Raw genomic sequence first — 26,157 nt, forward strand, 5'->3', positions numbered from 1 at the left:
GGCACAAAATACGGGGTCGATCTCGCGGCCTCGCGTCCCTTGTGGCCGGATTCTCCGCGGTGTTTCATCTGACGCATCACCTGAAGAAAGCTCGTGACATGGGCGCCGCGTCCCCCGGGTCAGTGTCGGCGGTTCGCCAGGCGCAGCGGGATCGCGATCACCCAGGACTTCCCCCAGAGACTACGCCGAGCTCAAGGCGAGGGCCGATGACCATGAGGAGACCGTTGGAACCCGCCGCGGCCCTCCGCCTTTGACGGACGGCCCACCTCGGACCTGATCGCCCGACCAGGTGCTGAAGCGCGTCCTGGCCCGGGCCCCTGCGGCCGTCGGAGTGGGGCATCGAGGGGAAGGACCGAACGGGGGAGTTCGCTCTGGGCCTGTCGGTCGCCGACTTGGCCGAAGTCTGCGCAGCCCGTACAGCGATCGAGACACAGCCGCGGCAGCCCTGCCTGTCACCCCTCCCGGGAACCGCGATCGATCGCGACCTGACGACGAGAGAGAGAACGACCGATGACCTCAGCGTCCACCACCGGCCAGGACGGAACGACCGTCCCCGGTCACAACGGCCAACTGCCGGGCTCGCTCATCGATCACGTGCTGCGGCAGTCCTTCGGACTCGAGGGATATGTCCAGCATCCACTGGGAGGGGAGATCGACCAGAACGTCCGGATCGCCGGCGACGACGGCATGCGCTACTTCGTACGGGTCACCCGCGCGGAGCCGGACTCGGCCGACGTCCTCTGGCAGAACTCGCTCTTCCAGCATCTGGCCGCCACCGTTCCCGACCTTCCGGTGCCACGGCTGGTCCCGACACGCGAGGGGAAGTTCCTTGCCGCCGTCGTCCACGAGGGCCGAACGCACGTGGTTCGCGTGATGAGCTGGCTCGAGGGCCGGGTCCTGGCGGAACTCGACGACCACCCCGCGGCGCTTCTACGTCAACTGGGAGAAGCCGCCGGGCGGCTGAGCCTCGGACTCTCCAGCATGGAGCCACCGGTGGGCCTGGAACCGCACGACTGGGACATGCGCCGGGCCGCTGAGATCGTCGAGGCGTCGCTGCACGCCGTACAGGATGCGGACCGGCGGGAGTCGGTGTGCACGATCATGGGCTGGTACGACGATCTCCTGCCGGCATGGGACCGACTGCCGCGGAGCGTCGTACACCAGGATCTCAATGACGCCAACGTCCTGGCCGACGCCGACGCGCACGGGGCGCTGCGGATCTCGGGCATCGTCGACCTGGGCGACTCGCTCTACAGCGTGCGCGCGGCGGAGGTGGCGATCGCGGCGGGCTACGCCATGGTCCGCAAGGCCGACCCGCTCGCTGCGGCGGCCGAAGTCGTGGCCGGCTTCCACTCGGTGCTCCCCCTCACGGCTGAGGAACTGGCGGCTGTCTATCCGTTGGCGGCCGCCCGGCTGTGCATGAACGCCGTGACGTGGACGCGCCGGGTCGCCGAGAGCGACACGCCGTACGGGCGGACCCGCATGCAACACACCTGGCCCGCGATCAGGCAGGTCGCCGAGGTCTGCCCCGACGTCGCCGAGGCGACGTTCCCGGTCGCGTGCGGGCTCCCCCCGACGCGGGAGCAGCGGGGTCTGGAAGAGGTCCTGGCAGAGGCGGCCCGAGACGGTGCCCCGTACGCACCGGCCCTCCAGCCGCTCGACCTGCGACCCGCAAGTGATCTCTTCGACGAAGTCGACTGGCACGACGCCAGGGTGGTGCGGGCGAGCATCGACGATGTCCTCGACGGGCGACAGCGACGGGGCTATGTGCCCCACCTCAGCGCATCGCTGCTCCTGGGGGGCCGACGCCGTCCGGGAGCCGACGAGCCCGCGACGGTCCAGGTCGGCGGCTCGCTGATCCTGGCAGACGCCGAGGAGGTTGCCAGCCCGCTGTCCGGAGTCGTCGAAGCCCGCGGTGGCGCCGGGATGCCGTTGGTGCTGCGACATGCGGTCGAGGGGCTGGAGTTCTGGACGTGCTGGTGGGGACTCGACCACACGCCGCCCGTCGCGGCGACGGTCCCGGCCGGGGCGCTGTTGGGACGCGTCGGCGCGAGCGACGAGAAGGACCCGCTCGGGCCCTGCGTCCAGGTGCAGGTCCACCGCACCGCGCGGATGGCCACGTGGCCGCCGCCTCGTGTCGTGCCGCCTTCCGCACGGCAGGTGTGGAGCCACCTGTCACCCGACCCCGCCCGGCTCCTCGGATTCACCCAATCCCCCACCGCGGTCCCCACCATTGACGACGTCGTCTCAGTGCGCCGTCGCCACATCGCTCGTTCCCAGCGCAACTACTACCGCACCCCGATGAACCTCGTGCGTGGGCGGGACGTGTGGTTCCACGACGAGAACGGCCTGGCTTATCTGGACTCGTTGAACAACGTCACCCACGTCGGCCATGCCGAGCCACGGGTGACGGCCGCCGCCACCCGACAGCTGCGCAAGCTCAACACCAACAGCCGTTTCGTCTACCCGCAGATCGCCAGTTACGTGCAGAAGCTGGTAGCCACCCTGCCCGACCCGCTCGAGGTCGTCTTCCTCGTGTGCACCGGCAGCGAGGCGAACGACCTGGCGCTGCGGATCGCCCGCCAGGTGACAGGGCGCCGGCACATCGTCAACATCGACGGCGCGTACCACGGAAACACCGGCGTGGTGACCGGGATCAGCCCGAACCGTTACAAGGGCCCCGGCGGCGCCGGGGCACCCGCGACCACCCACGAGGTCGTCATCCCCGACCGCTACCGCAGCACCTACGGGTACGACGACGCGGACGCCGGAGCCAAGTATGCGCGCGACGCCGCCGCTGTCATCGAGCGGATCACGGCCGACGGCCGACCCCCGGCCACCTTCATCGCCGAGTCCCTGATGGGATCGGGTGGGAACATCGTGTTCCCCGACGGCTACCTCGACGGCGTGTTCACCGCTGCCAGGCGGGCGGGCGCCCTGTGCATCTCCGACGAGGTCCAGGTCGGCGTCGGACGACTCGGGCCCTGGTGGGGTTTCGAGCTCCAGGGGGTGGTCCCGGACATCGTCACGATGGGCAAGCCGCTCGGGAACGGGCATCCCCTCGCGGCGGTGGTCACGACCCGGGAGATCGCCGACGCGTTCGACACGGGCATGAAGTACTTCAACACCTTCGGTGGCAACCCGGTCTCCTGCGCGATCGGCGAGGCCGTGCTCGACATCGTCGAGCAGGACGGGCTGAGGGAGAACGCCGTGAGCGTGGGCGGGTACTTCGCCCAGTCGCTGCGAGAACTCCAACAGCGCCAACCGCTCATCGGTGACGTACGGGCGGAAGGGCTCTACCTCGGCGTCGAACTGGTCCGCAACCGCACCACCAAGATGCCGGCCACCGAGCAGGTCTTCATGGTCACCGAGCTCATGAAGGAGCGAGGCGTCATCGTCTTCCCCAATGGCGTGCACGACAACGTACTGAAGATCAAACCGCCCATGACCTTCCGTCGCGAGCACGTGGATCTCTACGTCGACGTGCTGGACGAGGTCCTGTCCCTGCCCGAGCTGCGCTCGGCCGTTCAGTCCTGAGACGGGCAACCGTCTACTGAGGCAGTGCACGAGAGTGGCCCACGAGCCAAAGGGCCCGCGTCTCGTCGCCAAGGGGCACGCTCCGTTACTGCGCCCGCTCGGCGCTGCGCCGGGCGCGCGGGCTCCGTTGGCAGGACCTACCCGCAGCTCCGGTGGATAGTGGTCGTCGGCCGTGTCATGGCTGCCTCGCCCGTGGCGGGTGAGGCGCCGCCACGGCTTCTGAGCTGCGATGGAGAGTGTGGAACGGTCGTCGTCCGAGGGCGGCGGTGGCGTTCCGGACCCACTCGGTCTCGGCGAGGAGGACACCGTGAAGCAGTGGCGGGCTCTGATCGTCCTCGGGACGGCGCAGTTCCTGATGGTGCTGGACACGTCCGTCATGAACGTCTCGATCAGTCAACTGGTCGAGGACTTCGACACCGAGGTCACCGCCATCCAAGCCGTCATCACGCTGTACGCCCTGGTCATGGCTGCCTTCATGATCATCGGAGGGAGACTGGGCGACATCTTCGGCCGCCGTCGGCTCTTCTTCCTCGGGCTCGTGGTCTACGGCACCGGCTCGGCCCTGACCGCCGTCGCGCCCACCCTGTGGGTCCTCGCCCTCGGCTGGTCGGTCATCGAGGGCCTCGGCGCCGCGATGGTGCTGCCGGCCATGGCCGCCCTCGTCGCCGAGTCCTACCGGGGCCGGGACCGGGCTGTCGCCTACGGCGTCATCGGCGGACTGGCCGGGGCCGGTATCGCCGTCGGCCCGCTGCTCGGCGGCTGGGTGACGACGTACCTCACCTGGAGACTGGTCTTCGCCGGCGAGGTCGTGGTCGTCCTGGCCGTCCTGTGCTTCCGCCGGGCGATCACCGAAGCACCCCGGACCGGGCCCCGGCCCTCGATGGACGGGGTCGGCGCCGCGCTGTCGGCGGCGGGCCTCGGTCTCGGCGTGCTCGCTGTGCTGCAGAGCAGCACCTGGGGCTGGGTGCAGCCCCGCAACCCGCCGTTCACCGTCATGGGCTTCGCCCCGACCCTCTTCGTCGTCGGTGCGGGGGTGCTGGTCCTGGCCGCCTTCGCGCGCTGGGAGCGCCGACGCACGGCCCGTGGCAGCGAACCCCTGGTCCACCTGCCCCTCCTGCACCGGCCCCCGCTGCGCTCGGGTCTGCTGGCCCTGCTCGGCCAGAACCTGATCCTGCTCGGGCTGTTCTTCACCATCCCGCTCTACCTCCAGGTCGTGCAGGGTTTCGACGCCTTCCAGACCGGACTCCGGTTGCTCCCCGTGTCCGTCGCCATGCTCGCCGCCTCCCTGGTGGCCTCCCGGCTGGGCCGGCGGGCCGGACCGCGCCGGGTGGTACGGCTGGCGCTGGCGACCCTGGCCGGGGCCATCGTGTGGCTGCTGTCCACCATCGACCCCGTCATCGACGACACCCAGTTCGCGCTCGCCATGGCACTGCTCGGCATCGGCATGGGGCTGCTCGCCTCACAGCTGGGCAACGTGGTGCAGTCCAGCGCGGGCGAGGAGGAACGCAGCGAGGTCGGCGGTCTGCAGTTCACGGCCCAGAACCTGGGCTCCGCCCTCGGCACCGCGCTCATCGGATCGCTGCTCGTCGGCGCCCTGGCCCAGGCCGTCACCTCACAGGTCGAGGACGACCCGGCGCTGTCGCAGGAGGCCAGGCAGCAGACGGGTGTCGCGCTCGAGGCCGGGATCAGCTTCGTCCCCACCGACCAGGTGCGTACGGCGGCCGAGCGCGCCGGGCTGCCGCCGGCCGAGGTCGACGCCCTGGCCGACTCCTATGCCTCGGCCCAGCTGGACGGCCTGAAGGCGGCGATCCTCGCCACCGGAGGCATCACCCTAGCCGCGTTCCTGGTCACCCCAGGCCTGCCGGGCGGACGGTCGGACCGTCCGGCAGCACCTGGAACCGGCCGTCCGGTACCTCCGGGAACGGACCGGGAGACGCCACCGGTGCCGGACCGGTCCCAGCCGCGTGGCACCGGCACCCGGGGCGACCCGGCCGCCCCGCGCCGCTCGGAACACTGAATCGGCCGGCGTCGAGAGGAGGTGGGGACGATGTCCACGACAGGGCGAGCCGCGTCCCGGGACGAGCGCCACGCGGAGCGACGGGCCCGGGCCGACTACACCGGCGGCGTCTACGGATCGATGCTCGCCTCCTCCGTGATCATCGGCGCCGGGACCCTGGGGGAGTACCCCCGCCTCGAACTCGTCCTTCTGCTGCTGCTCACCGGCCTGGCGTTCTGGATCGCGCATGTGCACGCCCAACTGTTCGGAGCGCGGCTCGCGCAACGGTATCCGGACCGCCGGATCGTGCTGAAGGTGTGCCGCGACGAGTGGCCGATCGTCAAGGCCGCGGTACCGCCGGCCGCCGCCGTCGCGGTCAGTCCGCTCCTCGGCCTCGATGTGCCGGGCGCCCTCTGGCTGGCGCTCGCGGTGGCCGTGGTCGGACAGGTGGGCTGGTCGGTGGCGGCGGCCCGCCGCGTCCACGCCCCGTGGGGCCTGGTCGCCGTCACGGCCTCGGTGAACCTGCTGCTCGGCCTCCTGATCACCGCGTTCAAGCTCTACCTGACCCATTGACTCCCTGACCCATTGACTCCCCGACCCACTGACTCACCTCTCCGGGGTGAGGCCGGGCCGGTGCCGCAGGACCGACGATCGAAGAGACGACGAATGGGGGTACACCGCTCATGCGCTACGAGATCCGCGTCGAGGGAAAGCTGTCGAAGGCGCTGACCGGTGCCTTCCCCGAACTGGACCATGTGGTGATGTCCGGCCACACCGTCCTGTTCGGGCACGTCGTGGACGAGGCGCATCTGTACGGGCTGCTGGCCCGTTGCCAGTCCCTGGGGCTGCGCGTCCTGGAGATGCGTCAGCTGCCGGAATGAACCCCGAAGGGCCGCTGGTACGTCAGAGGCTTTCCGCGCGGACCCGGCCCGTGTGCGCGGCCACGCCCAGCGCCTCGAAGTCCCGGTCGTTGCGGTCGGCGTAGGACTGCGCGAACTCGGCGAGCGCCCGGTCGAAGCGGTCGCTGCCGCCCAGGTAGGCGGCGATGGCGACGGGGTCGCCGGAGCGCGCATGGGCCCGCGCCAGGCTGGCGCCGCACACCCGGGCGAAGAGCCGCAGCAGTCCCGGGTCCCAGGTCTCCGGGCGCGCGATGCCCTTCCAGTCACGCAACTGCCGTACGTAGAAGTCCCGTTCGCGTCCGTCGAGGCCGAGGACATGGGTCCAGCCGAGGAAGATGTCGCTGGTCGTCTGCATCAGCCGCTGCCCCGACACCACCCGGCGGCCCTGGTTGTCGAAGCTGTCGCCGCCGAGCTGGGCGGAGAGCACGGACTCCTGCGCCTCCTTGGCCTGGAGCAGCAACGGGTCGGTGTCGTCGCGGCCGAGCAGCAGCACGATCCAGCAGCGCGTGCCGACGCTGCCGACACCCACCACCTTCCGGGCCATGTCGGCCACGTGGTAGCGGCGCAGCAGATGCCGGCGCTCGGATGAAAGGGTCCGTGCGTACTGGTCCAGCACCTTCCCCAGCTCCTTCTCCTGGCCCTCCACGGCGGAGTCCGCCAGCAGGTCCCGGAGCGGGGTGATCAGCGGAGGGTCGGGGGCGATCAGCCGGCCCTCGGCGGTGACCCGGGTCAGCTTCTCGAAGGCCTGGAGATGGGTGCGCGTACGGGCCTTCGCGGTCGCCTCGGCCGTACGGCGTCGGCTCTCCTTGTCCATCGACGAGGCCAGCAGTTCCCGCAGCCGGTCGGCGTCGTCCTGGGCGTACCAGATGTCCAGGGTGGGCATCCCGGCGAACTCGCGCATGCGGCGCCGGTACGTCTTCACGCACGTCCGTACCGCCCTGTCCTGCTCCTCGGTCGAGAAGCCGTTGGCCCGGCCCGCGATCACGAAGCTGGCCGCCAGCCGTTTCACGTCCCATTCGAACGGGCCGGGCAGGGTCTCGTCGAAGTCGCTGATGTCGAAGACGAGGTGGCGTTCGGGCGAGGCCAGCAGCCGGAAGTTGAGCAGATGGGCGTCACCGCAGAGCTGCACGGTCAGGCCGGTGTTGGGGAGGGGGCCGAGGTCCGACGCCATGAGGGCCGCCGCGCCCCGGTAGAAGCGGAACGGGGATTCGAGCATCCGGCCGTAGCGGATGGGCACCAACTCCGGTACCCGGGTGGCCGACTGACGCTCGATCACCTCGATGGGGTCGGTCCGGTCGGCGTCCGCGTCCGACTCGAACCAGCCGTGGCAGGACCGGGAGGCGCGTTTGCGTGCCTCCCGGCCGTGCGCGGCCCTCTCGGCCACGGTCGGTGACGTCCTGGATGCGCTCGCGCTGGTCATGACACACACCTCCTGAACCGCCGGGCCGGCGTTCCGTCCACCCTCCTCGGCCGTGCGTGCCCGGGGATCACCCGCGGGGGTGATCCGACCGGCGGGGCGGGGGCGGGACGCTGGCCCGGTGAGGTCACCGCACCGCCGTGCGCCGACGGTGCGGAAGCGGCCCGCTCGGCCGCGAGGACGCGACGCGAGGACGCGAGGAGGAGCCATGACCGAGTCCCCTGGCCCGGCACCGCGTAGCGGGCGGACGACTACAGGCCTGGTGGGGCCGGGGCCGGTCCCGGGCGGGGGGCGGTGTGCCCGGTGGCGCGGGCGAAGCGCCCGGTCCGGCGGACCGTAGGCCGGGGAGGCGGGCCGCATACCGGGCGGGGACGCCTCCGCGGTGCTGGGTGATCCGGCGGAGGCGCTGGGGAGGGTCGGCCGGTCCTGGAAGTGGATCCTCGGCTCGGCGCTGGCCACGCTCGTGCCGGGCGTCATCCTCCTGGTCTGGCCGGACGGGACCCTGCACGTCATCGCGGTTCTGCTCGGGCTGTACCTGCTCGCGATCGGGGCGTTCCGGTTCGTCGACGTCTTCGCCCGGGAAGAGGCGGGCGAGCGGCTGCCGGGGCTCCTCCTCGCGCTGCTGTACGTCCTGGCCGGTGTCCTGTGCCTGCGGAACCCGCTGCAGACCATCACCGCGCTCTCGCTGATCGTGGGGATCGTCTGGCTGGCGACCGGCATCCTCACGCTCTACACCGCCCTCGCCGCCAAGAGCCTGCCCCACCGGGGCTTCGTCCTCGGCGTGGCGGTGCTCGGCATCGTCGCGGGGATCGTGGTGCTGGCCCTGCCGACCGAGTCGGCCACGGCACTGACCCGGCTGCTCGGCCTGTGGCTCGTCCTGCTCGGCCTGGCCGAGGCGACGGTCGCCCTCGCCTGGCGGGCCGCCCTCCGCCGGGCGGGCCTCACGGGCTCCCACGCCCATCCGACCACGGGCGCCGTCTGAGCCTCCCGCACACCCCGAGGAGAGGCCATGTTCCCGGGCAACGACTCCGTACCACCGAACTCAGACCCGCCGACCGACAGCACCGGTCCGAGCGGCGAAACCGGCCCGGCCGACAACACCGGCCCGAGCGGCGACACCGACCCGCCCGGCGACAGTGGCCCGACCGACGACACCGGCTCGGGTGGCGGGGCCGCCGCCAGGGGTGGGGACCGAGCGGGGCGGACAGCCCGGTCGGGCCGGCGAACCCGGGCGGGTGTCGTCGGTCGGGCCGGATGACGTACCCGGCGGGCGGCCCGGGCGGAGCGACCGGATCAGCCGACGAGCCCGACGCAGTCGACGAGCCCGAACCGGGCGAGGGGCCGCGGCGGGCGGCGTGATCGGCGCGGGCGCCGGGGACGGTGGGACCGGCACGGGCGAGGGGCCGGGCGGCCGGTGGGTCGGCCCGGCGGCCGCGGGCGCCGGGGGCGGTGGGTATGTGATCAGTGCCGAGGAGCGGGCCGAGTACGAGCGGCTGCGGCGGCACGCCGGCGTGCGGCATCGGCGGCTGCGCAAGGCAGGGGCCGCTGTTCTGCTCGTGGTGACCCTGCTGCTCGCTCCGCTCGCCGTCGTCGCGGCCTGGGTGGAGGACACCGTCGCCGACACCGACCGGTACGTCGAGACGGTCGCTCCGCTGGCGTCCGACCCGGCGATCCAGAACGTCGTGATCGAGCGGCTCACCGACGAGGTCGTCAAGAACGTGGACGTCAAAGCGGTGACGGACGCTCTCACCAAGGTGCTCGCCGAGAACGGCGCGCCGCCGCAGGTGGTGGCCGGCGCCGAGGCTCTCGACGGCCCGCTGCGCTCCGTGGTCAGGACCGTCGTGGACCGCAACGTCACCCGCGTGATCACCAGCGAGCTCTTCCAGCAGGTCTGGGAGGGCTCGAACCGGCGGGCGCACGCGGCCGTGGTGCACATGCTCACCGGCGAGCGGGAGGGCGCGCTGCGCGCCACCGGCGACACGATCCAGCTCGACGTGGGCGCCGTCGTCGACCAGGTGCGGGAGTGTCTCGTGGACGCGGGCTTCGACAAGGCCGCCGCCATCCCCGACAGCGACCGGACGATCACCCTGTTCCACACCGACGAACTGGGCAAGGCGCAGGACGCCATGCGGCTGCTGAACATCCTCGGCACCTGGCTGCCCGTGATCACGATCGCCCTCGCCGCCCTGGCGGTGTGGACCGCCCCGGGTCACCGGGTGATGCTGCTGATCGCGTCCCTCGGCATCAGCCTGATGATGGGGGTGCTGCTCGTCGCGCTGGCCGTCGTCCGCCGTGTCTACCTGGACGCCGTACCTGCGGCGACCCTGCCGCCCGACGCGGCCGCGGCCATCTTCGACACCTTCCTGCGCTTCCTGCGCTTCCTGCGCGACAGTACGCGCACCCTGCTCGTCCTCTTCCTGGCCACGGCCCTCGCCGCCTATCTGTACGGTCCCGGGCGGCTCGCCCGCAGGGTGCGGGCCCTGTCCCGGCGCGGAACCGCGGCGGCCGGGCGGTCGCTGCGGAGCGCGGGACTGAGCACCGGGCGCGCCGGGCGAGGCCTGGCGGCCCACCCCCGCTGGACCACCGGTGTGGTCCTCGGGGCGGGCGCGCTGGCCCTGCTGCTCTGGAACCGCCCCACGGTCGGCGCGGTCGTCCTGGTCGCCGCCGCGGCGGACCCGGTCCCGGAGGAGGCGGCCGGTCTCACCCGCCCGGGGTGAGGCCGGGCGGCTCCGGTCGTGGGCACGCTGGGATCGGCGCCGACCGTGGCGCCCACGGGCGCGCCGAGGACGGCAGGGCACCTGCCGGGCGAATGCCCGGGACGGAGGAGAGACATGAGTGGTCCGACGTACCTCGCGTACGACTACCCGCTGCTGAGCGTCTTCTGGTCCATGCTCCTGCTGTTCCTGTGGATCATGTGGTTCGTGCTGCTCTTCCGGGTCGTCGTCGACATCTTCCGCGACGACGACATGAGCGGCTGGGCCAAGGCGGGCTGGCTGGTCTTCACGATCCTGCTGCCGTTCCTGGGCGTGTTCGTCTATGTGATCGCCCGGGGCAAGAACATGGGCAGCCGCGAGGTGGCGCAGGCGCGTGCGCAGCAGGCGGCCTTCGACGACTACATCCGGCAGACGGCCAAGGGCGGCGACGGACGGTCCAGCAGCGTCGACGAGCTCGCCAGGCTCTCCGAGATCCGTTCGCGCGGCGACATCACGGACGACGAGTTCCGCCGCGCGAAGGAACTGGTCCTGAGCGGCCACGGAGCCTCGGCGGGCACGGGCGTCGGCCCGACCGCCGCCGGGCACTGAGGGCCGATCCGACACGCACCGCACGACGACACCGAATCGAGGCAACGGTATGACCACACACACCGGACACATGCACTCGGCCAAGCGGTCACGGCCCTTCGCCGAGGGGCTGACGGTCTTCGCCGCCGTCATACTCATGATCGCGGGCGTTCTCGACATCCTGCGGGGCGTCATGGCCATCGCCGAGGACGAGGTCTTCGTCTCCACGCCCGACTACGTCTTCCAGTTCGATCTGACCGGCTGGGGCTGGGTCCACCTCGCCCTCGGCGCCGTGGCCGTGCTGGTCAGTCTGGGCCTCTTCCAGGAGTCCCTGTGGGCCCGGGTCGCCGGCGTCGCCATCGCGGGCCTGATCATCATCGCCAACTTCCTGTCCCTGCCGTACTACCCCGTCTGGTCCATCGTGATGATCGCCTTCTCGGCCTTCATCATCTGGGCTCTGTGCGTGACCAGGTGGGACGATTCCGGCTCCGAGCTCCGCTGAGCGAGCGGTCCTCGGTGGAGACAGCTCGTGCAGAGCGGCGCGGCCGAACAGTGCCGCGCCGCCACAGTCGCGTCACGGAGGAGGGACGTATGCCGCCCCCAAGGCGTCGCCCGGCGGACGGAATTCGCCCACGGGTGTTCCCAACTCACCACCGCCCGGCACCGGTTGCCGTCGGTCCGTTCGTGTCCCCGGGCAACTCGGGCGTGCCGACGGTCGTCTCTCTGTACGCTGCGACGCCTCTGTGACGTCCGGGGTGCGGGGCGTGGTGAGTCGTGTGAGACGCCGATCCGTATATCTACCTGCATGTAGAGTCCTGCGGGTTCGGTGATCACGACCGCCGGATGTGTTGGGGGGCAGTCGACCGGCCGGGTGCGGCCGAGGTGGGGAGGGCCGGTGAGTGGTACGGGTAGGCGGCGCGCGGGTGCCGGAGGCGGGGACGCGGCTGACGCGGCGGGGCCGGACGGTGAGCTGGCTCGCCGGCGGCGCGGCCCTGCTCGTCCTCGGTGTCGGCGGCGTCGGGGCCTGGGTCTACAAGGACCTCGACAACAACATCACAGGCGCCGACGTCGACGGCAAGCTCGGCGGCGACCGCCCGGTCAATCTGAGCCCGGGTTCGAAGAACATCATGGTGGTCGGCTCGGACAGCCGCGACGGGGCCAACGCGAAGTACGGCAAGGACCTGACCACCATGCAGTCCGACACGCTCATGGTGCTGCACCTCCCCGCGAACCGGGAGTGGGCCACCGTGGTGTCGTTCCCGCGTGACTCGTGGGTCGAGATAGCGGCGTGCGAGAAGGGCGACGGCAGTACGTCGGGCCGGCACCTGGCGAAGATCAACGAGGCGTTCGCGATCGGCGGCTCCAGCGGTGAGGTCGCCGGCGCGGCCGCCTGCTCGATCAGGACGGTCGAGGCCAACACCGGTCTGCGCATCGACAACTTCATGTCCGTCGACTTCCAGGGCTTCAAGGGGATGGTCGACGCCCTGGACGGCATAGAGGTCTGCCCCGAGCAGGCCATCAAGGACGACAACGCCCTCCTCGACATGGAGGCCGGCTGCCAGACCGTCGACGGCGAGACCGCCCTCGGCTATGTGCGTACCCGCTACGCCGTCGGCGACGGCTCCGACATCGGGCGCATCGGCCGGCAGCAGGAGTTCATGGAGACCCTGGCGGCCAAGGCCAAGTCCCGCCTGACCAGCCCCACTTCGCTCTACGACTTCCTGCAGTCCGCCACCAAGTCGCTGACCACGGACGAGGATCTCGACGGTATCGACCCGCTCTACGACCTCGCCTCCCAGCTCAAGGACATCGCGAGCGACCGGCTGACCTTCCTGACCGTCCCCAACTACCCCCGTGAGGCCGACGTCCCCGCCGACAGGGCCAACATCGTCTGGCAGTACCCGCAGGCCGCCGACCTGTTCACCTCCCTGGCCAACGACAAGGAGGTCGACAAGAAGAAGCTCCAGGCGCAGGCCAAGAACGATCTGATCTACGCCTCCGACGTGCGCGTCCAGGTCCTCAACGGCACCGGTGTCTCCGGTCGGGCCGCCGCGGTCGCCGAGAAGCTGCGCGAGGCGGGCTTCACGGTCGTCGGCACGGGAAACGCGCCCGAGAACACCGACACCACCACGGTCGCCCATCCGGCCGAACTCGCCCAGCAGGCGCGGGTGCTCGCCTCACGGCTGCCCGACGTCAAGGCCGCACGGTCCACGGAGGCGGCGGCTGGAGTGGTGACGCTGGTGGTGGGGTCGGATCTCGATCCGGAGAAGCTGCGGTGACACGGCCGCGGTGACACGGTCGGGGTGACGCGCGGACTCGCCGCGGTCCGGTGGTGGCCGGGCCGCGGCGAGGCGTGACGGGGGATCAGGTGCCGGTGAGGGAGACGGCCACGTCCGTGATGTTCAGGGGGAACTTGGACTTGGCGGCGTCGTTCACGAGCGTGGCCTGCCCCGTGAAGAGGTTGAGGGTGTAGAGGGAGGGCGTGCTCGCGCCGTAGGCGGTGAGGCTGGCGAAGGCCGTGTTGTCCACCGTCTTGCCGCCGCTCAGCGTGCTGTAGATGTCCATCCCGGCGTTGATCTGGGCGTCGAGGCCGAGGTTACCGGTCGCGGCGAGGGTGCCGTTGTTGGCCGGCGACTGGATGACGACCTGGTCGCTGGTCGTGTTGATGTCGAACAGCGTGGTCGCCGTGGTCCCGTCGAGGTCGTTGTTGGTGTAGGCGGCGGCCGACACGCCCTTGGTCGTGCCCTCGGTCGGCGGGGTGGTGAGGTTCAGGTCCTGGATGGTCGTGTTGTTGTTGACGTTGTGCCGCAGGTTCTGGCCGTTGTCGCTGATCACGCGCAGCCGGTCGGCCGCCGGGTTGAAGTCGACGCCGAAGTTCGTGCCGTGCAGCGCGTACTGGAGCTGGGACACCTTGGTGACCACGACGTCCTGGGTGCCCGTCGGGATCTTGATCGTGTAGATGCCGCCCTTGTTGCCCACGCCGTACAGCGTGCCGTTCTGTACCCGGAAGTCGATGCCGATCAGCGCCGTGTCGCCGCTGAGGCCGGTGACGGCCCTGACCCAGTTGAGCACGTCCGCCCGGTCGGTCCAGAACGCGGCCATCAGGGTGCCGTCACCGGTGATCCCGTAGGCGCGCAGGCTGGGGGCGGCGGCGGGGGCGGCGGAACCGGTGCCCGGTGTCCCGAGCATGAGCGCGGTCGACGTGACCATGACCGCCATCGCCGCCATGATTCTCTTTCGCGTGCCAGCTTTCATCGGAGTTTCCCTCCCGTTTGGGCGTGCGCCCGTGTCCGGTGCTCGGTCGAGGAATTTCCGTACCCCTGCCCGTACTGATAGCCGCAACGGTTCCGGAGTGGAGCCGGAATGCATGCGGCGTTCTTCCCCCACGGGTGGGTACGCGGCTCTCATTAAGGACGCTTTACGACTCCTACACAAGCGGAAGCGATGACGGGAACGACCCGATCCAGGAATTTTGCGCACGGTGACAAAAACCCGGTCGGCCCACTTGCCGCCGTTTTATGCGGAGTGATGAACGCCGTCCGGATCTCGACTGTCGGTCCGTTCGTCCGGAATGACATGCTCGCGTCCATGGGGAGCCTCTTCGCCGAACTGGCCCGTCAGGCGCCGACCAACGCCCGCCGGGAGGTCGAGACGTACACACGTGAGATCGCGGAGTTCGGGTTCCTGGACAAGGACCCCCGGGCGCGTGCGCAGACGCTGGACCAAGCGGTCTGGCTCCGCCATCGAACCGTCGAACTCTCGCCACACAACAAGGAGTTGAGCGACAGCGATCTCGAGTACATCGCGTCCATGGGAGAGCTGCGGGCCGGTGCGGGCATGTCGCTCGACGCACGGCAGCAGGTGTTGCGGGTGCACACCGCGCTCATGCTGCGCGAGATCAACGAGGCGACCGAGGCCCAGCGTGCCGCCGGCGTGGACGAACTCATGCGGATCATGACCTGGTTCGCCCCACAGGGCGAGCGCGGCATCGGCGCCTACCGGCAGGGATTCGTCCGTGTGCTGCGCCGCCGAATGCCGTACGTCGAACAGATCGCCCTGCTGGCCCGGTCATTGCTGAACGGGGATCCCATAGCTGCGGAACTCGCCGAGGCAGTCGACATGGAACTGCCGGACCGGTATGCGGTGACGGTGTTCCGGCTGCCTGATCCTCCCCAGGTCGACCGCGTCCTGGAAAACGAGATCGAAACACTGGTGAAGAGCCACCGGGCCCCGATCGTATGGGGTGCGCGGAGCGGCGACGGGAGCGGTGAGCTCATCGCGCTAGTCCCCGTGAATTCCGACGCCGCGCGGGCGGAGAATGTGCCACCGCACACGGTTCCCGACCTCCTGCCCGAGCTCGCCCCGGAGCATGTCGCGGACCTCGTTCGGGACGTGGCCCAGGCCCTCGGCCGCCCCTGTGCCGTCGGCACCGCCGACGCGCCGCTGCCCGAGCTGTCCGACGCGCTCGACAGGGCCCGGCGGATCAGTGACGCCGCCCCGCTGCGGCGGGCCTCCGCGCGTCTGCGGCCGCACACCCTGGCGGACCTCTTCGTCGAACTCGCCGTCGCCGACGTGCCGTTCGTCGACGCCTGGCTGCGCGCACTGTCCGACCGGCTGGCCGCCGGCCCGGACCTGCTGGTCACGCTCGACATGTACTACCGCAACGACATGCACCGCGGCGCCACGGCGACCGCCCTCAACGTCCACACCCGCACCCTCGACTACCGCCTGCGCCGGGTGCGGGAGCTCACCGGCATGGACCCGGGCTCGACCCGGGGGGTGCGCGCGCTCAGCGCGGCCGTCGCCCGGCACCAGTCGGGAGCATGGCGCTGACCACGGACCCACCCGACCCCGCAGCCGCCGTTCCCGGTGCCGTCCGCGATACGGCAGGCTGGGGCCGTGAGCAACAGTGACTCCCTCTTCATCAAGATCTGCGGTCTGCGGACCGAGCAGGACGTCGACACCGCGGTCGAGGCCGGCGCCGACGCCATCGGCTTCGTCTTCTCGGCCAGCCCGCGTCGTGTCGACGCCGCGACCGCCGCACGGCTGGGCCGCCGCGTGCCGGAGCACGTCCTGACGGTGGGCGTCTTCCGGCAGGAGCCCCTGGACGACGTGCGCTCCCTGGCCGCCGAGTCCGGGATCCGGGCGATCCAGCTGCACGGTCCCGACGGCCGCGCCTACTACGACGAGCTGGCGGCCGACGACCGGACACTGATCCGCGCCGCCGCGTTCGACGACGCCGTACCGCGCTGCGGCGAGTTCGGGGAGGACATGCTCCTGCTCGACGCCCCCGTCCCGGGCTCGGGCATCGCCTGGGACTGGGCGAGCAAGCCGCTGGCGGCCTCCGGGGACAAATGGCTCCTCGCCGGCGGCCTCACCCCGGAGAACGTGCGCGACGCCGTCGCCGCCACCGACCCGTGGGGCGTCGACGTCTCCAGCGGCGTGGAGCAGCGCCGAGGCGTCAAGGACCCCGCTCTGATCAGGGAGTTCATCAAGGCGGCCCGCTCCGCGAGGTGACGGACGGCGGCAAGGGCGCCACATCGACGGCTGTGCGTCACGAGACGGGAGCTCTGAGTGGTGCCGCCCGCCGTTCCCCCAGAAGTGACCCTGGGGTAAGGTCCCCACGGTCCCGGCTACCGACTGAAGGTGGTCCGGTACGGGGAGTGTCGGAGGGGCGGCATGGTGAGGGAAACCCAGTCGGGTGAGGGTGTGTCCGTGGAGCTGGACGGGGCGGGGTTGGAGGAGATGTCTCCCGAACCGCTGCTGACCCGGGACTACGAGACGCGTCCGTCGTTGGTGTACGAGCGGCTGAGGCAGCGGCACGGCGCGGTGGCGCCGGTGGATCTGCTGGGCGTCCCCGCCTGGCTGGTGCTGGGCTACCGCGAGGCGCTGCAGGTGCTCCAGGACGGCGCCGGCTGGCCCAAGGGCCTGGAGAACTGGCGGGCCAGGACCGAGGGCCGGGTCCCGGCCGACTGGCCGCTCGGCCCCTCCCTGGAGGTCAACCACGTCCTCATCCAGGGCGGCCCCGGCTACCGGACCCTGCGGACCGCGTGGGACCAGGCGCTCAAGCCCTTCCAGGACCCGCGCAACCCCCAGGCCAAGCGGCTGAAGACGGCCGTCACCGTCTACGCCGACGAGCTGATCACCCTGATGGGCCAGGCGGGCGGCACGGGGCTGGCGGACCTGTCCGCCCAGTTCTCCCGGCCCCTGCCGCTGATGGTGGCCAGCCATCTGCTGGGCTTCCCCGGCTCCCAGGGCGACGACGCCCTGATGGACATGTGGCGGGTGCTGGACGCGGGTCCCGACGCGGGGCCCGCCCTGGACCGGCTGCTCGGCGCGCTGGCGGAACTGGCCGAGCTGAAGCTGAGGACGCCGGGGGAGGACTTCCCCTCCTATCTGCTGGCCGCCCACCCCGACCTCTCGCTCGACGAACTGGCCCGCGAACTCTTCATGCTGCTCGGCATGACCTCCGACCACGTCGGCATCCTCGTCTCCAACACGGTCGTCGAGGTGCTCTCCGGCGAGGACAGCGTGCGGGCCAGCCTCTCCGCCGGCATGGTCCGGGAGGCCATGAACCGGGTCGTCATGCGCAAGCCGCCGCTGGTGAACTTCGTGCCGAGGTTCGCCGCCGAGGACACCAAGCTCGGCAACTACACGATCCGCGCGGGCGACCCGGTCTGGGTCTCCTCCGCCGCCGCGCACGCGGACCCGCTGTTCGCCGACCATGTGGCCCCCAGCACCGCGGTCAGCACCCGGGCGCACCTGTCCTGGGGCGCCGGCCCGCGCCAGTGTCCGGCCCGCGAGCTGGCCTCCACGGTCGCGGCGGTCGGGGTGGGCCGCCTGTTCGAACGGTTCGCCAACCTGGACCTCGCCCTCCCCGTCGACCAACTGCCCTGGCGTTCCTCGCCCTTCATGCGGGGTCTGCGCTCGCTGCCCGTACGGTACGAACTCGCGCCGACGGCCGAACGACCGGCGGACGGCGCGGCGGCGGAACCGACGGGGGAGGGGGACACGAGTACGGCGGAGACGGTGACGCCGGACGCGTCCGCCCGCCAGCGGTCGTCGCTGTGGCGCTACCTCACGGGCCTGATCCGCCCCGGCCGCTGACCGCCGCCCGCGCCCCGCCGGGCCGCACCGACCGGCCCCTGACGGCAGGGCACGCGCTGGAGGGGCACCCTCGTCGGCCTCAGTCGGCCGTGCCCGTGAGCAGGCGGCGGGGATTGGTGATGCGGAAGGCGTACGCGGTCGGCCCGCCCAGGCCGAAGCCGGGCTGTTGCGGGGGCTCGGCGTAGGGGCGGTCGGAGCCCTGGACGACGGCGTCGACGCCCAGGGCGCGGACCACGGCTTCGACGGCGGTCGGCCCGTAGGAGGACGTCTCCACGAAGACGCCCGGGTCCACTTCGGCGTCACGGCCGTCGCCGCGCGCGGCGAAGCGCTCCCCGTGGAGCGGGGCGAGTCCGGCCAGCAGGGCGAAGCAGACCCGCAACCGGGGGTGGCGGGGGCGGCCGAAGGCGCGGAAGGCGAACCACGCGGAGTGCATCTGCTGGACGTAGGGGACCATCGCGGGCCACCAGCCGGGCCCCTCGGCGCCGCCGGGTGCGGGACCGGGATGGACGAACAGGGGCAGGTCGCGCTCTTCGAGGAGGTCGAGGAGTGGGGCGCAGCGGGCGTAACCGACCGCGTCGGCCAGGGCGTTCGCCGGGAGTTGGAGGCCGACGAAGCCCTGCTCCAGGACCTCGGCGGTGGCCTTCGCGTCGACGTCCCGTACGCAGGCCGCGGCCCACGCGCCGAACGGTTCGGGGAGCGCGGCGGATCCCTCGTGGTAGGCGTCGAGCAGGGGGCGTGCCTCGGCCGCCGGCAGCCACTCGGCACCGATGGGGGAGGAGAGCGAGACGAGGGCCCGGCCCAGGCCGTCGCTGTCGGCGAGTGCGGCGCGGCGGGCGACGTCGTGGTCGGCGGGTGGCAGCTCGCAGGGCGGCTCACCGTCGAGGAAGAGGGTCCAGTCGTCCAGGAACGGCGGCTCGCGGCGTGACCTGAGGGCCGCCACCAGTGAGGGGGGCCACAGATGCTGGTGCACGTCGCAGTTGGTCATGACGCTCCTCCCACCCCGAACCGTACCTCCCCTGCCGTGTCGTCGTGGCCCTTCGCGCAACGGGGCAGAGGCGTGAAAGGCGGGTGAATCGGGCGCGTCGAGCGCGGTTCGGTGTGAACGTAACGTGCTGTTCACGTAATTCCATTGACTGCCATTCAGGCACCGACAACTCTGAATGGCCATATGCAGTCGGGTAAGGGGCAGTCTTGATCAGATTCGACGCGGTGAGCAAGAAGTATCCCAACGGCACGACAGCGGTGGACGACCTGTCCCTGGAGCTGGCCGAGGGCGGCATCACGGTCCTGGTCGGTCCTTCCGGCTGCGGCAAGACCACCACCCTGCGCATGATCAACCGCATGGTGGAACCGACCGCCGGCACGGTGAGCCTGCGCGGCCGGGACATTCGCGAGGTCAACGCGCCCGAGCTGCGCCGGGGCATCGGCTATGTGATCCAGCACGCGGGACTGTTCCCGCACCGCACCATCCTGGACAACATAGCCACGGTTCCGCTGCTGCTGGGCTGGGGCCGCAAGAAGGCCCGGGCCCGGGCCGCGGAACTGCTGGAACTCGTGGGCCTGCCCGCCGAGATGGCCAAGCGCTACCCCAACCAGCTCTCCGGCGGGCAGCAGCAGCGCGTCGGCGTGGCCAGGGCGCTGGGCGCCGACCCGCCGGTACTGCTCATGGACGAGCCGTTCAGCGCGGTCGACCCGATCGTGCGGGCGGAGTTGCAGGCCGAGTTCGTCCGGCTGCAGAAGGAACTCCACAAGACCATCGTGTTCGTCACCCACGACATCGACGAGGCGATCAGACTCGGCGACAACATCGCCGTGTTCCGCACCGGCGGCAGACTCGCCCAGTTCGACACCCCCGAGCGGCTCCTCGGCAGCCCTGCCGACGACTTCGTGGCCGACTTCGTGGGCCAGGACCGGGGCATCCGCCGGCTCTCCTTCGTCGACGCGACCCGACTGCCGCTGCGCGACGGCCCGGTGCTGTCGTCCGCCGTTTCCGTCAGCGAGGCGCGGGCGGCGAAGACGCCCTGGGTGCTCGTCGTGGACGATGCGCGACGACCGCTCGGCTGGGCCGCCACCGCCGACCTCCCGACGGCCGGCACCCTCGCCGACGCCACCCTGACCCCCCTCGGCCACTCGTTCAGCCTGGCCGGTGACTCCGCGCGAGCCGCCCTCGACTCGGCCCTCCTCTCACCCGCCCGCCTCGCCGTGGCCGTCGACGCGCGGGGCGCGGTCGCCGGAGTCGTGGACGCGCATGAACTCTCCACCGCGGCGACCACGGCGACCACGGCGAAGGGACCGACGGGGGCGGAAGTCCCGGACGTGGACGAGCCCGGTGTCATCGACAAGTCAGCCGCCGTCGACAAGCCCGGCGCCGTCGACACCCGAGGCGGTGAGGACCGATGACAGGCGACGAACCGCTCGTCAGGTGGCAGTGGATCGTCGATCACACCGGCGAACTCGCCGAGTACACCGGCATCCATCTCAGACTCGGCCTGCTGCCCGTGCTGTTCGGACTGATCGTCTCCGTGCCGCTCGGCATCCTGTGCCACCGCTGGCGCTGGCTCTACCCGCCGGTGCTGACCGTGTCCAACATCCTCTACTCGATCCCGTCGCTCGCCCTGTTCATGATCTTCGTGCGGTACACGGGGCTGACCGAGCAGACCGTGATGATCCCGCTCACGCTCTACACCCTGTCCGTGCTGGTGCCCAACGTCGTCGACGGCCTCGCCTCGGTCCCCGAGCACGTCCGGCTCGCGGCGACCGCCATGGGCTTCGGCGCCGTACGCAGGGTCGTCCAGGTCGAGCTGCCGATCGCCGTCCCCGTCGTCATCGCCGGCGTGCGCGTCGCCGCGGTCTCCTCGATCAGCCTCGTCGCCGTGGGACAGCTGATCGGCCAGGGCGGCCTCGGCTACTACATCACCCGCGGCCTCCAACTCGACTTCCCCACCCCGATCGTCACCGCGATCGCCCTGATCATGTTGCTCGCCCTCGTCACCGACGCGTTGCTGGTCCTGGCGCAGCGCCTGCTCACCCCGTGGTCCCGGAACAAGGTGGCGTCGGCATGAACGACTTCCTGAACCAGATGCAGCTCGTGGGCGACTGGCTGGCCTCGTCGGCGCAGTGGCACGGCGACGACGGCATCCCCCGGCGGCTCCTGGAACATCTCACCTACAGCGGACTGTCGTTGCTGTTCGCCGCCCTCATCGGGCTGACGTTCGGACTGCTCGTCGGACACACCGGCCGGGGCGCCTTCGCCGTGGCCAGCGTGGCGAACCTCGCCCGCGCGATCCCCACCTTCGGCCTGGTCGTCCTCGTCGTCACGCTCGCCGGGCTCAGCACCGCGCCCGTCCTGGTCGCCCTCGTCGCGCTCGCGGTACCGCCGATCCTCATCAACACCTTCGAGGGCGTACGGGGCGTGGACCCCGCCACCCGGGACGCCGCGCGCGGCGTCGGCATGACCGAGTGGGAGGTCCTGACGCGGGTCGAGGTGCCGATGGCGCTGCCCCTGATCCTCCTGGGGCTGCGGGTCGCCGCGATCCAGGTCGTGGCCACCGCGACCGTCGCCGCGTACCCGGGCCTCGGCGGTCTGGGCCGCTACATCGTCGACGGACTCTCCCGCAACGACTACGAGTTGGTCATCGGCGGCTCCACGGTCGTCGTCGTCCTCGCGCTCGTCGTCCAGCTCGTGTTCACCGCGTTGCGACGCGTCGTCGTCTCGCCGGGCCTTCGGGTCTCGGCGTCGAAGTCCTGAAACCAGAGAGGAACATTCCATGCGAGGCATGTACCGAGGCGCCGCGTTCGGCCTCATCACCGCGCTCACGCTGACCGCCTGCGGCGGGGGCGGCGACAGCGACGACAACCCGCTGGCCGGGGGCGCCGACGGCGGCGGCCGGTCGATCGTCGTCGGTTCGGCGAACTTCCCCGAGAACCAGCTGCTCGCCGAGATCTACGCGCAGGCCCTGGAGAGCAAGGGCCTGAAGGTGACCCGCAAGTTCGACATCGGGGCCCGCGAGGTCTACTACGACCAGGTCGTCAAGGGCGGCATCGGCGTCCTCCCCGAGTACAACGGCGCCCTGCTGTCGGTGGCGGTCGACAAGAACAGCACCGCGACCAGCACCGCGGACATCAACGCCGAACTGAAGGAGAAACTCCCGTCCTCGGTGGAGATCCTCGACTCCGCAGCGGCCGAGGACAAGGACTCGGTGACCGTCACCGCCGAGATCGCGGCCAAGTACAAGCTCAAGACCCTCGCCGACCTCAAGCCCGTCGCGGGCGACATGACGCTCGGTGCCGGATCGGAGTTCAAGACCCGTACGCAGGGCGGTGTCGGCCTGGAGAAGGTCTACGGCGTCAAGTTCGGCAAGTTCCAGCCGCTCGACGCGGGTGCACAGAGCACCCTGGTGAAGCTGCTCAAGGACGACAAGGTGCAGGCCGCCAACCTGTACACCACCGACCCCGCCATCGTCGCGGACAAGCTGGTGGTCCTGGAGGACCCGAAGAACCTCTTCTCCTCGCAGAACGTCACCCCGCTCGTCTACAAGGCCGCGGTGGACGACAAGGCCAAGGAGGCGCTCAACGCCGTCTCCGCCAAGCTCACCACCGAGGACCTGCTGGAGATGATGAAGAAGCTCGTCAACGACAAGGAGGACGCCGACTCCGTCGCCGAGGAGTGGCTGAGTTCGGCCGGCCTGGTGAAGTGAGCCGCGCCGACAGGGTCGGCTGCTCCACCACCGGTCACCCCACCCCGCCCGGCACCGCGCACCCCGCCGGGCGGGGGGAGGGGACCGAGCACGACGACCGGCTGGAGGACCGGATGACGGACGCCGTCGGCGCGGCCGCGCGGCTTCAGGGGCTCTTCGAAGGACGTCGGCTCACCCCCACCCAGCGCCGCATCGCGGCCTGGCTGATCCGGCGGGCCGCGGACGCGCCCTACCTGTCCAGCGTGGAACTCGCCCGGGTGGCCGGTGTCAGCCAGCCGTCGGTGACCCGCTTCGCGGTCGCCCTCGGCTTCGACAACTACCCGGCCCTGCGCGACCACCTGCGGGCGGTCGCGGCCACGGGGCACGGCTTCGACGGGCCCTCGGCCAACCCCTATCAACGCGCCGTACAGGCCGAGATCGACAACCTGCGGCACCTGGCGTCCCTGCTCACGGACCCCGAACCCGTCGAACGCGCCGGGCGTCTGCTCGCTGCCTCCCGGCCCCTCCCGGTGCTCGGCCTGCGTGCCTCCGCGGCCCAGGCGCGCGGCTTCGCCTACTTCGCGGCGAAGGTCCACCCCGACGTACGCCTCCTCGACGAGGGCGGTTCCCTGCTCGCCGACCGCGTCGACGCCGCCCGCCGGGCCGGCGCGAGCGCGCTGCTGTGCTTCGCGCTGCCCCGCCACCCGCGTGAACTCCTCGACACGCTCGCCGAGGCCCGCACCATCGGCCTGACGGTGGTGACCGTCGCCGACGGCACCTTCGCCCCGGTGGCAGCCCACAGCGACGTGCTGCTCCCCGCCGCCGTGGGCACCGGTCTCGTCTTCGACACCGCCGGCGCCCCCCACATCCTGGGCCAGGTCCTCCTGGAGGCGATGTGCGACGCGCTGCCGGACGCCCAGGCCCACCTGGAGGGCTTCGACGCCCAAGCCGCCACGCGCGGCCTGTTCGTCGACTGACGGGCCCGGCCGCGCCGACGGACGGGCCCGGCTCACCGGGTGGCGCGGCTCACTCGGTGGAGCGCAACGCCTTCCACACGCGCGGCCGTACCACGCCGTCGGCGGCCAACAGCCCCTTGTCCTGCTGGAAGCGGCGCACCGCGGCCTCCGTGTCGGCGTCGAACTCGCCGGTGACGGCCAGGCCGTAGCCGCGCTTGCTCAGCATGCACTGCGCCTGGAGCACGCGGTCGCCGCTGTCCCCGAGGCGGGTGCGTCCGTTGCCGTAGTAGTACGTGCAGTCCGTGAGCCAGGCCGGGGTCGAGGGCTCGGTGGGCGTGTCGGTCGGCTCCTGGGACGGCTCGGTGGGGGCGCTGCTCCCCGGAGCGGGCGCGGACGCGTCGGGGTGCGGGTCGTCGTCCGTGCCCGTGTCCTTGCCCGAGCCGGAGGGATCGGAGTCGGGGCGCTCGGAACCGCCCTCGGCCGAGGCCCGCTCGTCCTTGCCGGACACCTCCGCGTCGCTCGACCCGCCGTCGGGTGCGGCGTCCGCACCGTTTCGGCCCGGGTCCGCCGACACCGTGGCGTCGTCGTCGGGGAGCGCGTCGGCGGACCGTGTCGTCCCCCGCTGCGGCGAGGCGGTCGTGGTGGAGGGGCTCAACAGAGTGAGGACGACGAGACCGGCGGTCGCCGTGCAGACGACCGCACCGGCGGCCCCGACCAGCACCCGCTTGCGGCGGAGCCGGGACCGGGGCGGTGCGGGCGGTGACGGCTGCGCCGAGGCTTCGCCCGCGGGACTCGGGGCGGGACTCGGGGCGGGCCGGCGGCCGGTGCCCGCCCGGCCCGCTCGGGGCCGGGCTGTTCGAGGGGAGGCTGCGCAGTGTCTCGTAGGCCCGCTGTCGGGCGAGGGTCTTGCCGCCCAGTGGTTCGGGCCATGGAACGCTCTCGCCCCCGCCGCCCCTACCCGTCCCATCCCTCAGGGGCTGTGCCCCTGTGACCTCCGTGGGCGCGTCCTGTGGGGGCTGGTCGCGCAGGTCCCCGCGCCCCTCTGGGGGCAGCGAGGGCTGCGCCCCACTGCCCCCAGAGGCCATCTCCTCGATCAGCTGTTCCGGCGCAGGCCGCTCTCCGGGCTCCTTGGCCAGGCAGGCGTCGAGGAGGGCGGCGAGCGGGGCGTCGGCCGCCGCGATCTCGGCGAGCACCTTCGGGTTGGGCTCCTCGAACGCCACCCGGTGCATGACGTCGACGCCGGTGCCGTCACCGAACGGCGCGCTGCCGGTCGCCGCGAAGATCAGCGCGCAGGCCAGCGAGAAGACGTCCGAGGCCGTGTCGCAGTCGCCCGTACGCAGATACTCCGGCGACATGTAGGCCGGGGTGCCGACCCGGTTGCCCGTGCCGGTGATCGCGCTCGCGTCGGCGGCCTTCGCGATGCCGAAGTCGATGACGTGCGCGCCCCACTCGGACAGCAGGACATTGGACGGCTTCAGGTCACGGTGCACGATCCCGGCGGCGGAGAGGGCTGCGAGCGCCTGCCCCAGCTCCGCCACCAGCCGTCGGACGGCGGCCACGGGCAGCGGACCGTCCTCGTGGACGGCCGCCGCCAGATCGAGGCCCGGCAGGAACTCGGTGGCCATCCACAGCAGTTCGTCCCGGAAACCCGTCCCGGCCAGTCGCGGCATGCGCGGTGTGCGCACGCGGCCGTGGACCGCCGCCTCCCGCTCGAACCGGCGGCGGAACCGCTCGTCCTCCGCGTACTCGGGCCGGATCACCTTCACCGCGACGAGGTCGGGACCGCCGTCGGTGGGACGCGCCAGATAGACGCGCCCCATACCGCCGCTGCCGAGCAGCCCGAGCGACACGTACGGGCCGATCCGGTCCGGGTCGCCGGGACGCAGCGGCAGCGCCCCCGCCTGCCGTAGCGCCGGAGCCCTGTCCGCTGATCCCGGTGGCCCCGGCCGCTGGTCTGACACAACACCCCCGAAATAACTTTTGGCGTACGTCAGTTCGCCCCCTGGAGCTGAGGCTAGCTCAGCGCGGGCCCGCGGTCCGGGTTTCGGTCACTTCCGGCCCCTCGGCATCTCAGGAATCTGCGTGGCGGCTCGTGTGGCACTGAGGGTCACACAAGTCGCGGGAAGCCTGGGGGAGTGGCTGATCATGCGCGCGTCGGGCGGGTGGAATGTCCGGCTGGTGTGCACTCCGGGTCGGGAAGTGACGGGGCTCACATGGCACTGAGTGACACGATTCCTGTGGTGCGACGGCATCATTGCCGGGACCATGGTGTCCTCATGGCAGCTCGA

Annotated in this window: 20 protein-coding genes and 1 pseudogene; 17 read left to right on the forward strand and 4 right to left on the reverse strand. The window is 71.5% G+C overall.

The annotated features are described in order from the left end of the window. Window positions 1-510: 510 nt before the first annotated feature. The 4 genes from E4N62_RS21130 to E4N62_RS21145 all read left to right on the forward strand — a co-directional run bounded on the left by E4N62_RS21130 (window position 511) and on the right by E4N62_RS21145 (window position 6,414). Window positions 511-3,537 carry an aminotransferase class III-fold pyridoxal phosphate-dependent enzyme gene (locus tag E4N62_RS21130; protein WP_230216653.1) on the forward strand — a complete coding sequence of 1,009 codons (3,027 nt, stop codon included), beginning with the start codon at window positions 511-513 and terminating at the stop codon, window positions 3,535-3,537. A gap of 307 nt (window positions 3,538-3,844) precedes the next feature. Next, window positions 3,845-5,554 carry an MFS transporter gene (locus E4N62_RS21135; RefSeq protein WP_230217054.1) on the forward strand — a complete coding sequence of 570 codons (1,710 nt, stop codon included), beginning with the start codon at window positions 3,845-3,847 and terminating at the stop codon, window positions 5,552-5,554. Between the two features lie 30 nt (window positions 5,555-5,584). Beyond that, the gene (locus tag E4N62_RS21140; protein ID WP_230216655.1) at window positions 5,585-6,106 is read left to right on the forward strand and encodes a hypothetical protein; all 522 of its coding nucleotides are present in this window, start codon (window positions 5,585-5,587) and stop codon (window positions 6,104-6,106) included. Window positions 6,107-6,216: 110 nt separating this feature from the next. Next, complete coding sequence (locus E4N62_RS21145; RefSeq protein WP_230216657.1) at window positions 6,217-6,414, forward strand: hypothetical protein; 198 nt, start codon at window positions 6,217-6,219, stop codon at window positions 6,412-6,414. 22 nt (window positions 6,415-6,436) lie between these two features. Here E4N62_RS21145 and E4N62_RS21150 read toward each other — a convergent pair whose 3' ends face one another. Beyond that, window positions 6,437-7,852 (reverse strand): DUF2252 domain-containing protein, encoded by a 1,416-nt coding sequence (locus E4N62_RS21150; RefSeq protein WP_230216659.1) that lies wholly within the window; start codon window positions 7,850-7,852, stop codon window positions 6,437-6,439. A 379-nt stretch (window positions 7,853-8,231) separates the two neighbouring features. Here E4N62_RS21150 and E4N62_RS21155 point away from each other — a divergent pair, with 379 nt between their 5' ends. The 5 genes from E4N62_RS21155 to E4N62_RS21175 all read left to right on the forward strand — a co-directional run bounded on the left by E4N62_RS21155 (window position 8,232) and on the right by E4N62_RS21175 (window position 13,409). Beyond that, window positions 8,232-8,831, forward strand: coding sequence for an HdeD family acid-resistance protein (locus E4N62_RS21155; RefSeq protein WP_230216661.1), 600 nt, complete (start codon window positions 8,232-8,234; stop codon window positions 8,829-8,831). Between the two features lie 475 nt (window positions 8,832-9,306). Continuing rightward, complete coding sequence (locus E4N62_RS21160) at window positions 9,307-10,566, forward strand: hypothetical protein (RefSeq protein WP_230217056.1); 1,260 nt, start codon at window positions 9,307-9,309, stop codon at window positions 10,564-10,566. 114 nt (window positions 10,567-10,680) lie between these two features. Next, window positions 10,681-11,151 carry an SHOCT domain-containing protein gene (locus E4N62_RS21165; RefSeq protein WP_230216663.1) on the forward strand — a complete coding sequence of 157 codons (471 nt, stop codon included), beginning with the start codon at window positions 10,681-10,683 and terminating at the stop codon, window positions 11,149-11,151. 49 nt (window positions 11,152-11,200) lie between these two features. Then, window positions 11,201-11,632: a hypothetical protein gene (locus E4N62_RS21170; RefSeq protein WP_230216665.1), complete on the forward strand. Its 432-nt coding sequence runs from the start codon at window positions 11,201-11,203 to the stop codon at window positions 11,630-11,632. Window positions 11,633-12,095: 463 nt separating this feature from the next. After that, window positions 12,096-13,409, forward strand: coding sequence for an LCP family protein (locus E4N62_RS21175; RefSeq protein WP_230216667.1), 1,314 nt, complete (start codon window positions 12,096-12,098; stop codon window positions 13,407-13,409). Window positions 13,410-13,494: 85 nt separating this feature from the next. On the opposite strand, the gene E4N62_RS21180 is transcribed toward E4N62_RS21175, so the two are convergent. Beyond that, window positions 13,495-14,358 (reverse strand): DUF4394 domain-containing protein, encoded by an 864-nt coding sequence (locus E4N62_RS21180; protein WP_230217058.1) that lies wholly within the window; start codon window positions 14,356-14,358, stop codon window positions 13,495-13,497. 360 nt (window positions 14,359-14,718) lie between these two features. On the opposite strand from E4N62_RS21180, the gene E4N62_RS21185 reads away from it, so the two are divergent. The 3 genes from E4N62_RS21185 to E4N62_RS21195 all read left to right on the forward strand — a co-directional run bounded on the left by E4N62_RS21185 (window position 14,719) and on the right by E4N62_RS21195 (window position 18,237). Beyond that, window positions 14,719-15,963, forward strand: coding sequence for a CdaR family transcriptional regulator (locus E4N62_RS21185; RefSeq protein ID WP_230216669.1), 1,245 nt, complete (start codon window positions 14,719-14,721; stop codon window positions 15,961-15,963). A 66-nt stretch (window positions 15,964-16,029) separates the two neighbouring features. After that, window positions 16,030-16,647, forward strand: a complete 618-nt coding sequence (locus E4N62_RS21190) for a phosphoribosylanthranilate isomerase (RefSeq protein ID WP_230216671.1) — start codon at window positions 16,030-16,032, stop codon at window positions 16,645-16,647. Between the two features lie 162 nt (window positions 16,648-16,809). Beyond that, window positions 16,810-18,237, forward strand: coding sequence for a cytochrome P450 (locus E4N62_RS21195; RefSeq protein WP_230216673.1), 1,428 nt, complete (start codon window positions 16,810-16,812; stop codon window positions 18,235-18,237). A gap of 79 nt (window positions 18,238-18,316) precedes the next feature. On the opposite strand, the gene E4N62_RS21200 is transcribed toward E4N62_RS21195, so the two are convergent. Further along, the gene (locus E4N62_RS21200) at window positions 18,317-19,222 is read right to left on the reverse strand and encodes an amidohydrolase family protein (protein ID WP_230216675.1); all 906 of its coding nucleotides are present in this window, start codon (window positions 19,220-19,222) and stop codon (window positions 18,317-18,319) included. 206 nt (window positions 19,223-19,428) lie between these two features. Between E4N62_RS21200 and E4N62_RS21205 the strand changes: the two genes are divergently transcribed. The 5 genes from E4N62_RS21205 to E4N62_RS21225 all read left to right on the forward strand — a co-directional run bounded on the left by E4N62_RS21205 (window position 19,429) and on the right by E4N62_RS21225 (window position 23,890). After that, on the forward strand, window positions 19,429-20,637 hold the full coding sequence (locus E4N62_RS21205; RefSeq protein WP_230216677.1) for an ABC transporter ATP-binding protein: 1,209 nt from the start codon (window positions 19,429-19,431) through the stop codon (window positions 20,635-20,637). After that, window positions 20,634-21,299: an ABC transporter permease gene (locus E4N62_RS21210; protein WP_230216679.1), complete on the forward strand. Its 666-nt coding sequence runs from the start codon at window positions 20,634-20,636 to the stop codon at window positions 21,297-21,299. The genes E4N62_RS21205 and E4N62_RS21210 overlap by 4 nt, the downstream gene beginning before the upstream one ends. Continuing rightward, window positions 21,296-21,985, forward strand: coding sequence for an ABC transporter permease (locus tag E4N62_RS21215; RefSeq protein ID WP_230216682.1), 690 nt, complete (start codon window positions 21,296-21,298; stop codon window positions 21,983-21,985). Before E4N62_RS21210 ends, E4N62_RS21215 begins: the two co-directional genes overlap by 4 nt. Window positions 21,986-22,013: 28 nt before the next feature. After that, window positions 22,014-22,934, forward strand: a complete 921-nt coding sequence (locus tag E4N62_RS21220; RefSeq protein WP_230217060.1) for an ABC transporter substrate-binding protein — start codon at window positions 22,014-22,016, stop codon at window positions 22,932-22,934. A gap of 113 nt (window positions 22,935-23,047) precedes the next feature. Beyond that, complete coding sequence (locus E4N62_RS21225) at window positions 23,048-23,890, forward strand: MurR/RpiR family transcriptional regulator (protein ID WP_230217063.1); 843 nt, start codon at window positions 23,048-23,050, stop codon at window positions 23,888-23,890. 49 nt (window positions 23,891-23,939) lie between these two features. Here the strand turns inward: E4N62_RS21225 and E4N62_RS49535 are convergent. After that, window positions 23,940-25,755, reverse strand: a pseudogene (locus E4N62_RS49535) (protein kinase). Window positions 25,756-26,157: the final 402 nt, after the last annotated feature.

Origin of the sequence: Streptomyces sp. MNU76 (assembly GCF_020982545.1) — a bacterium.
Classification (GTDB): domain Bacteria; phylum Actinomycetota; class Actinomycetes; order Streptomycetales; family Streptomycetaceae; genus Streptomyces.